This window comes from Pseudomonas sp. NPDC088429, assembly GCF_044753305.1.
Classification (GTDB): Bacteria; Pseudomonadota; Gammaproteobacteria; order Pseudomonadales; family Pseudomonadaceae; genus Aquipseudomonas; species Aquipseudomonas rustica.
Map to the genome: position 1 here is coordinate 1 of NZ_JBIVMX010000143.1, position 2,774 is coordinate 2,774.

The following is a 2,774-nucleotide window of genomic DNA, read 5'->3' on the forward strand; positions in this document are numbered from 1 at the left end:
CGGCACCCAGGCCTACTACGAAGGAAGCGGTGTTAACCACTTCTTCTACTTTACCACCCAGTCGCACGGCAACGATCTACTAGACGCGCTCTTCGATGGTGCTCATACCTTGTTTTCACTCCTAATGGACAAATTCAGGCAGTTCGCGGGTCATATCGGTGTCGATAAACCCTGGGGTTACCGAGTTGACCGTAATCGAACGCGAACCGACTTCACGCGCCATGGCACGACTGAAACCTTCCAGACCGGCCTTGGCGGCTGCATAGTTTACTTGGCCAGCGTTGCCCATGGCACCCACTACCGAGCCAATACTGATAATTCGACCCCAGCGCGCCTTGGTCATGCCGCGCAGAACGCCCTTGGACAGGCGGAATAGACTGTTCAGGTTGGTATCGATCACGTCGTACCACTCATCGTCTTTCATGCGCATCATCAGGTTATCGCGGGTGATGCCGGCATTATTGACCAGGATCGCCACTGGCGCACCGAACTGCTCCTGAATGCTCGCCAGCACAGCGCTGACCGATTCATCGCTGGTCACGTTCAGCTCAAGGCCAGTGCCCTGAATACCGTTTTCCTTCAGGGTTGCAGCAATGCGCTCAGCACCCGAAGCCGAGGTCGCGGTGCCAATAACGATGGCGCCCTGACGACCCAGTTCCAGCGCGATGGCCTGGCCAATGCCACGGCTTGCGCCGGTGACCAGTGCAACTTTACCTTGCAGACTCATGCAAGTTTCTCCTGATTCAGGCTTGCGCTGCGCGAGCGGCAGCGAAAGCGTCTGGGGTATTGAGGTTGGAAGTCGCCACGCCTTCAGCGCAACGTTTGTTCAGACCGGCGAGGACTTTGCCCGGGCCGCACTCGACCAGATTGGTCGCGCCCTTGGCGGCCAGCGTCTGTACCGATTCAACCCAGCGCACTGGCTTGTAGAGTTGCTCGAGCAGATCACGCTTGAGGGTTTCCAGATCAGCCGGCACCTGCGCGCTGACGTTCTGCACCACCGGGATCTGCGGCGCCTGCCAGTCGATGGCGGCGATGGATTCGGCAAAGCGCTCGGCGGCCGGACGCATCAGCTCGCAGTGCGACGGCACGCTCACCGGCAGCGGCATGGCACGCTTGGCACCACGGGCCTTGCAGCCTTCGATGGCGCGCTCAACGGCAGCCTTGGCGCCGGCGATAACGACTTGGCCAGGCGAGTTGAAGTTGACGGCGCTGACCACTTCTCCTTGCGCTGCTTCGGCGCAGGCTGCCAGCACGTCAGCGTCTTCCAGACCGAGGATGGCGGCCATGCCACCCTGCCCGGCCGGAACCGCTTCCTGCATCAGTTGGCCACGGCGCTCAACGAGCTTCACCGCGTCAGCCAGCGTCAGGCTGCCAGCGGCAACCAGCGCGCTGTATTCACCCAGGCTGTGACCGGCAACAAAGGCCGGACGCGCGCCACCTTCTGCCAGCCACAGACGCCACAGGGCGATCGAAGCGGTCAGAATGGCCGGTTGGGTTTTATCGGTTTGATTGAGCAGCTCTTCCGGGCCCTGCTGGGTCAGTGCCCACAGGTCATAGCCCAGAGCAGCGGAGGCTTCTTGGAATGTTTCGAGGATCAGCGGGTATTGCGCGCCCAGCTCGGCCAGCATGCCGAGGGACTGCGAACCCTGTCCTGGAAAGACGAATGCGAGGGAAGCAGACATGTAACAAGCCCCTAATGATCTTGTCGTCGGAAAATGACGCCCCGCTTGGGGACGCAAGAAACTGACAGTTGGATGGCCCTTTGAACCGGGCGGTCACATTTAAGCATTGTCCGACGAAAACGCCTAAGACAACAAATCCTCCAGACGACCGTGGAGACGCTCAGGCAAGTTCTCTTGAATCTCGATCAGCGCACGCTGGATCGCACTCTGGAAGCCCTGAACACCGGCCGAACCGTGACTTTTCACGACGATGCCCTGCAAGCCGAGAAAGCTTGCGCCATTGTGTCGCGCCGGCGCCAGATCAGCCTGCAAACGCTTCATCAATGGCAGCGCCAACGCACCCACCGCACGGGACGCCAGATTCTTTTTGAACAGCGCCTCGATGCGCGCAGCAATCATCGTCGCCAGGCCTTCGCTGGATTTGAGCAGAATATTGCCGACGAAACCGTCGCACACCACCACATCCGCCTCGCCACGATACAACCCGTCGCCTTCGATGAAGCCGATGTAGTTGATGCCACGAGCAGCCTGCAACAACGTCGCCGCCAGTTTGACCTGCTGGTTACCCTTGATGTCTTCAGTGCCGATATTCAGCAGCGCCACACGCGGACGATTAATCCCCAGCGTCTGCGCCGCCACCGAACCCATTACCGCAAATTGCAGCAGATGCTCGGCACTGCAATCGACATTGGCACCCAGATCGAGCAACTGGCAAAAACCCTTCTGCGTCGGAATCGCCGCCACCATCGCCGGGCGATCAATCCCCGGCAAGGTCTTCAGCACAAATCGCGACAGCGCCATCAACGCACCGGTATTGCCGGCACTGACACAGGCTTGCGCCTTGCCATCACGCACCAGTTCCAGGGCGACACGCATCGACGAGTCCGGCTTGCCACGCAGGGCTTGAGTCGGTTTTTCGTCCATGGTGATGACTTCGCTGGCACCCACAATCGTCAGGCGCGCGCGATCGGCAGCCGATTGGCCGTGGATCAATTCTTCAAGAAGGGAGGGTTGACCGACGAGGGTCAGGTGCAGCGAGGGCGTAGCAGAAAGGCAAGCAAGGCTGGCCTGAACAATGCTGCGGGGACCGAA

2 protein-coding genes and 1 pseudogene are annotated in these 2,774 nt (G+C 60.2%); all 3 read right to left on the reverse strand.

The annotated features are described in order from the left end of the window. Positions 1 to 133: 133 nt before the first annotated feature. Positions 134 to 727: pseudogene (gene fabG / locus ACIP66_RS28435) on the reverse strand (3-oxoacyl-ACP reductase FabG); the annotation flags it as partial. Between the two features lie 16 nt (positions 728 to 743). Beyond that, entirely contained in the window at positions 744 to 1,682 is a 939-nt protein-coding gene (gene fabD, locus ACIP66_RS28440) for an ACP S-malonyltransferase (RefSeq protein ID WP_159811495.1), read from the reverse strand. Between the two features lie 123 nt (positions 1,683 to 1,805). After that, on the reverse strand, positions 1,806 to 2,774 hold a 969-nt coding region (gene plsX / locus ACIP66_RS28445), incomplete at its 5' end, for a phosphate acyltransferase PlsX (protein ID WP_400652589.1).